The sequence below is a fragment of the Alteriqipengyuania sp. genome, from assembly GCF_964222115.1.
Lineage (GTDB): Bacteria > Pseudomonadota > Alphaproteobacteria > Sphingomonadales > Sphingomonadaceae > Alteriqipengyuania.
Genome location: NZ_CAXQBM010000060.1, coordinates 1 through 5521, shown reverse-complemented (window position 1 = coordinate 5521; position 5521 = coordinate 1). Strand labels below are relative to the sequence as shown.

Here is a 5521-nt window from a genome sequence, read left to right as displayed (position 1 = left end):
CTCGTCCTTCGCCACCGTGACCTCGCGATCCGAAACCTCGCCCGTTTCCTTGTCCTTCACCTTCATGGTGACGGTGACAGGCACGATCTCGTCGTCGAACTTGCCCGCTTCCTGCGCGGCGGCGGTCCGCTGCTGCGAACGCAGCGCGTATTCGTCCTGCGCCTCGCGGCTGATGCCATAACGCTGGGCGACCGTCTCTGCGGTCTGCAGCATCGGCATATAGACCGCCCCATGCATCGCGAGCAGCTCGGGGTCGGGCATCACGCGCATTTCCGGCGTCTGCACGAGGCTGATCGATTCCTGGCCGCCAGCGGCGACGACGTTCATGTTGTCGACCATGATCTGCTTGGCGCCGGTCGCAATCGACATCAGGCCCGAGGAACACTGGCGGTCGATCGTCATCCCCGAAACGCCGATCGGGCAGCCCGCGCGCAAGGCAACCTGGCGCGCGAGATTGCCCGCCTGCGCGCCCTGCTGGAGCGCCGAGCCCCACAGCACGTCGTCGATCTCGCCCGCGTCGATCCCGGCACGTTCAATGGCCGGAGCGAGCGAATAGGAGCCGAGCGTGGCACCCTTGGTGTCGTTGAAGCCGCCCTTGTAGGCGCGACCGATGGCGGTGCGTGCGGTGGAAACGATGACTGCGCTGCGCATGATATGAACTCCTCGAAACTAAACTTCTCCCTCCCCTTCAGGGGAGGGGCAGCGAGACTTGGGTTTGCGAAGCAAGCCCTAGTCGCAGCGGGGAGGGGCCGACACGCATTGCGCGGGCTTCCCCCACCCCTCGATCCCCTCCCCTGAAGGGGGGGGGAAGAACTTTCAGACGAAGTACATCGTCATCCATTCGCAGATCAGGGCGGGCTTTTCTTCGCCTTCGATCTCGATGGTGATCTCGACCGTCTGTTGCCACTGGCCGGGGCGCTTCTCGGTCATGTCGAGCAGCTTCCAGTGGCCGCGAATGCGCTTGCCCGAACGGACCGGGTTGATGAAGCGCGTCTTGTTGCCACCATAGTTGACAGCCATCTTGATCCCGTCGGGATGCTGCATGTCCGAATTGGCGCCGAGATAGGGGATCATCGAGAGCGTCAGGAAGCCATGTGCGATGGTGCCGCCGAACGGCGTCATCTTGGCCGCTTCCTCGTTCACATGGATGAACTGGTGGTCACCGGTCGCCTCGGCGAACTGGTTGATCCGTTCCTGGCTCATCTCGGCCCATTCGCTGGTGCCGATCTGTTCACCGACCTTCGCGGCGATGTCTTGCGGGCTCATTGCTGCCTCTCCTGTGCATGGATTTCTGCGCGCTCCATGCCGGATGGGTCGGCCAAGTGCAATGGAGCCTAGGCTGCGCCCCCGGGTGCCCCTACGGCATGGGACGCTTCAGGCGCCGTATCGCTTTGGCGCTGGGCCGCCAGTCGCTCGCCAATGGTCGCTGCGCGCGGCGAATCATAGCGTTTGGCATAGATCACGAGGGCGATCTGGAGCCCGGCGAGCATCATGATGAAGGGCTGCCACGCGATCCCCTGGAACAGCGCGCCGACCAGATAGATCAGCTGCGCATATTGCAGCGCAATCGCGAGATGGCCCAGCCATTCGAGCTGCGGATCGGCCTTCTTGCGCATCCGTCGCCGCAAGCGTTCCATCTGGTAGAGGCCCAGCGCCTGCAGCAGCAGCCATGCGCCCAGCCCGGGCCAGCCCTGCTCGCCCAACATCTCGAAAATGGCGGAGTGATAGGCGCGGCCCTCGTCGGTCACCTTCTCGTAGCTGGTGCTGGTCATGTTGCCGCTGCCAGTGGTCTGCGGCATTCGATAGGTGAAGCTGTTGGCGCGATAGGCTTCGAACCCGCCGCCAAGTGGCTTTTCCTCGACATAATCGAGCGTCCATTCCCACACGGCCACACGGGTCGATGCGCTCTCGTCCTCTTCTGCGGTCAACATGGTCGCCATGCGATCGGCATAGGACTGCGGCAGGAAGGGGAAGGCGGCGACGCACAGCAACAGGCCTCCCACGATCATCAGCAGCTTGTACTTGGTTTCGCGCAGGATCAGCAGGCCCAGCATCGCAATGCAGACGAGGCCGGTGCGCGCCTCGGTCCCGATGGGGATCAGCAGGCAGGCACCCGACAGGCCAAGCGCAAACGCCTTTACCGGCAGGCTGGGCGGAAACACCGTGCCATGCCGGGTGAACCAGTACAGCAGCGGAATGATCGCGATTGCCACGGTCGAAATGGTGGAGCTTTCGTAGATCCCGCTATTATCGTTCACGAACAGCGACAGCGTGCCGTAGCCGCCGCCGCCGAACACGGTCTTTATCCCGCCCGAGATGATGATCGCGCCCGCTGTCAGCAGCATGACAAGCGCCGCAGCTTCGAACCGAAGCTTGGTGGTGACGGTAAAGGGCAGGAATATCGCGAAGACCAGCGTCTTCCATACCCAGTCCCACTTGTCAGCCGCCTCGACCGGGAACGCCGCACCCTGCATCGTGAACCATGCCCAGCCGAGCAGGAACAGCATCAGCGCTTGGCGAAATGTGAAGGTGGGCCGCGTCTTCTTGTCGAGCATCAGCCAGCCGCCGAATGCGGCCGCAAAGGCGATCAGCGAAACCGGCACGCTGGTGATGACACCGAAGCCGATTTTCTGCGGTGCAAGGATATCGACGTAGAGATATGCGCACACCCACAGGAATGGGCGCTTCAGCCCGAAGAACAGGAAGACGGCCAGAAAGCCGAGGAGGAACAGGTCGGTCACGGGGCCTGATCGCCATCAGGATCGAGCAGCGGATCCTCGTCCAGGTCGTCACGCAGCATCAGGCGGTAGCCTGCCAGCAGCAGGAGGCCGTGAATCGAGACGATGACCAGCATGTCGATCACGGATCGGGTGCTCCTTCGCGCGAATGGGTGGCGCGGACGCTTTCCGGGCCATTGTGAAGCGAGCGCTAGCAGCGCGGAGTTGACGCGGCGTTAAGTACGCCTGCGCTACGCACGTTCACGCCATGCGCGTACTCCATGTCCTCGACCATTCGCTGCCGCTCCACAGCGGCTATGCCTTTCGCACCAAGGCGATCATGCGCACGCAGATGGCCGACGGGCTGGATGTGCGCGGGATTACCGGCCCGCGCCACACCGCCGAGGGACCGGCCGAAGAAACCTGCGAAGGCCTGCATTTTCATCGTAGCGCAGGATCGGCTGGTGGCCCGCCGCTGCTCTCCGAATGGCGCGAAGTTGCGGCCCATGCCGATGCCATCGTGCGATTGGCGGAAGACTGGCGCCCCGACGTGCTGCATGCCCATTCGCCCGCGCTGTGCGGGCTCGCGGCGATCCGCGCCGGAAATAAGCTCGGCATCCCGGTGGTGTACGAAATCCGCGCCTTCTGGGAAGATGCGGCGGTCGGAAACGGCACGGGGACGCAAGGCTCGGCCAAATATCGCCTGACCCGCGCGCTCGAAAACTTTGTCGTCAAACGCGTCGATGCAGTGTTCACGATCTGCGAGGGGCTGCGCGGCGATCTTATCGGGCGCGGATTCCCGCCCCAGAAGATCGGCATTTCGCCCAACGCCGTGGATCTCGCGCAGTTCGGGGAGCCCGCTGCACGCGACGAAGCGCTTGCCCGCAAGCTTGGCTTGGCAGAGGGCCCCGTGATCGGCTTCATCGGCAGCTTCTACCCTTACGAGGGCCTCGACGATCTGATTGCCGCGCTGCCACTGCTGCGCGAGCGCCACGGCCACGCGAAACTGCTGCTGGTGGGCGGCGGGCCCGAAGACGGGGCTCTGCGTGCGCAAGCCGCCGCCTCGCCCGCCAGCGATGCGATTATCTTCACCGGGCGCGTGCCGCACCAAGAGGTCGCGAATTACTATGCGCTGACCGATGTGCTCGCCTTCCCGCGCAAGAAAAGCCGGCTGACCGATCTCGTAACGCCGCTCAAACCGCTCGAAGCAATGGCGCAGGGGCGGATCGTGGCGGCGTCCGATGTGGGCGGCCACCGCGAACTGATCGATCACGACCAGACCGGTGTGCTTTTCCCGGCAGACGACCCGGCAGGCATGGCGCGCGCGCTCGCCGACATGCTCGACCACGAGGACGTCTGGCCCATCATGCGCGAACGCGCGCAAGCCTTCATCGCCAGCGAACGCGACTGGCAGATAAACAGCCGTCGTTATCACGCTGTTTACCATCGCTTGCTAGGCAAGCCGTTGGATCGGTCGCCCAATAGCGCGGCGTGGATGGCTCCCGACGGGGCGGTCCACGCCCGCAACGGCGGCTCGGCATAGAGGAACGCACGTTGGCCGAGATGGACCACGCACCCGACGAACACGCATCGAGCCGTGGCGGACTGACCTCCGGCGCTGCCTTCAAGGCGGTCGTCGCGCTGTGGTTTGCCGCGCTGTTCGGCGGAGGATGCCTGTTCCTGCCGCAAGTCCTGTTCGACATGGTCTTCAATGGCCACGCGCCGTTCGGCCCGCAGACGCGCGTGGTCGCAGCGATTGGCGCAGCCGGCATCGGGCTGCTGATGGGCCTGTTCATCGCCAGCAAGGTCCGCAGCGACGATTCCGATGACAACACTGTCGTTGTCCCGTGCAAGCCACGCAAGCGGGGTACGCGCCCACCGCTCGACGTGCGGGCAGCGCTGGGACTGGATCGCGATGACGATGACGATGACGATGACGTCGAGTATGACGACAACCCGGACGCATTCGACCTGGACGATGAGTTCAAGGCACCGATCGACGATCCGCATTTCGCTTCGGCATGGAGCGATTCCGATGCTTACGAGCCGGTAGAGCAGGATTGCGCGCCAGAGCCCGCACCCGCTGCCGACCCGCCGCAAGCGCACACGCCCGACTGGCAGGACGCAGCGCCTGCTCCCGCGCCATCCGCTCCCGCACCTTCGCGATATAACCCCTTTGCCGACTTCGTGTCCGACGAAGAGGACGTTGCCGAGGATCGGCCCGCATTCGAGGCACCGCCTGCGCCTGTTATCGACACGCCCGTCGCCGCTGAGCCCGCGCCTTCGCCCGCACCCTTTCGGGAGCCCACACCGGCTGCTCCACCCGCTCCGCCACCGCCATCCGCGTGGCCGCAACCGCGGAATGAAGAACCTGCGCTGGGCGAACTCGGGGTTGCGGAACTTGTCGAAAGGCTTGCCCGTGCCTTGCAGGGGCAGGAACAGGGGGCACCCTCCGCTCCGGACCACCCGCAGGACACTCCTCATGCACAGCCCATGCGATCGGGCCTCCACCGCACTGAATCGGCTATCGCACAGACCGCACCGTCGCAAAGCGATGTCGACCGAGCGCTGCGTGGTGCGCTCGACCGGCTGACCCGCTTGGATGATGTGGCGTAATCTTTGGGTTCACTAGCGTGAACCATTCACCACCCGCCCCGCCTCCCCACCCGGCCACACCTGATGATCCTGTCACTGAATCCATTTGTCCTGCAAGAGTTGGTCTAGCGGTAAAGGGTGCAAAACCTGACGAGGTTGGACGTGGTGATGTAATTTCTGTTGAAAATGCTGTTGATATCAAAACTGAG

5 protein-coding genes and 1 pseudogene are annotated in these 5521 nt (G+C 64.2%); 2 read left to right on the top strand and 4 right to left on the bottom strand.

Going from position 1 to position 5521, the window contains the following annotated elements; translation table 11 throughout:
- From ACEQXE_RS09060 to ACEQXE_RS09045, 4 genes and pseudogenes are all read right to left on the bottom strand, one after another.
- Positions 1-651, bottom strand: a pseudogene (locus ACEQXE_RS09060) (acetyl-CoA C-acyltransferase); the annotation flags it as partial.
- 165 nt (positions 652-816) lie between these two features.
- Positions 817-1266, bottom strand: coding sequence for a MaoC family dehydratase (locus tag ACEQXE_RS09055; RefSeq protein ID WP_370178605.1), 450 nt, complete (start codon positions 1264-1266; stop codon positions 817-819).
- A 68-nt stretch (positions 1267-1334) separates the two neighbouring features.
- Positions 1335-2741 carry a DUF5935 domain-containing protein gene (locus tag ACEQXE_RS09050; RefSeq protein WP_370178603.1) on the bottom strand — a complete coding sequence of 469 codons (1407 nt, stop codon included), beginning with the start codon at positions 2739-2741 and terminating at the stop codon, positions 1335-1337.
- Positions 2738-2863 (bottom strand): hypothetical protein, encoded by a 126-nt coding sequence (locus tag ACEQXE_RS09045; RefSeq protein WP_370178606.1) that lies wholly within the window; start codon positions 2861-2863, stop codon positions 2738-2740. Before ACEQXE_RS09045 ends, ACEQXE_RS09050 begins: the two co-directional genes overlap by 4 nt.
- A gap of 122 nt (positions 2864-2985) precedes the next feature.
- Here ACEQXE_RS09045 and ACEQXE_RS09040 point away from each other — a divergent pair, with 122 nt between their 5' ends.
- Together ACEQXE_RS09040 and ACEQXE_RS09035 are read left to right on the top strand one after the other, a co-directional pair.
- Positions 2986-4260 (top strand): TIGR04063 family PEP-CTERM/XrtA system glycosyltransferase, encoded by a 1275-nt coding sequence (locus tag ACEQXE_RS09040; RefSeq protein WP_370178601.1) that lies wholly within the window; start codon positions 2986-2988, stop codon positions 4258-4260.
- A gap of 11 nt (positions 4261-4271) precedes the next feature.
- Positions 4272-5333: a hypothetical protein gene (locus ACEQXE_RS09035; protein WP_370178600.1), complete on the top strand. Its 1062-nt coding sequence runs from the start codon at positions 4272-4274 to the stop codon at positions 5331-5333.
- Positions 5334-5521 lie beyond the last annotated feature (188 nt).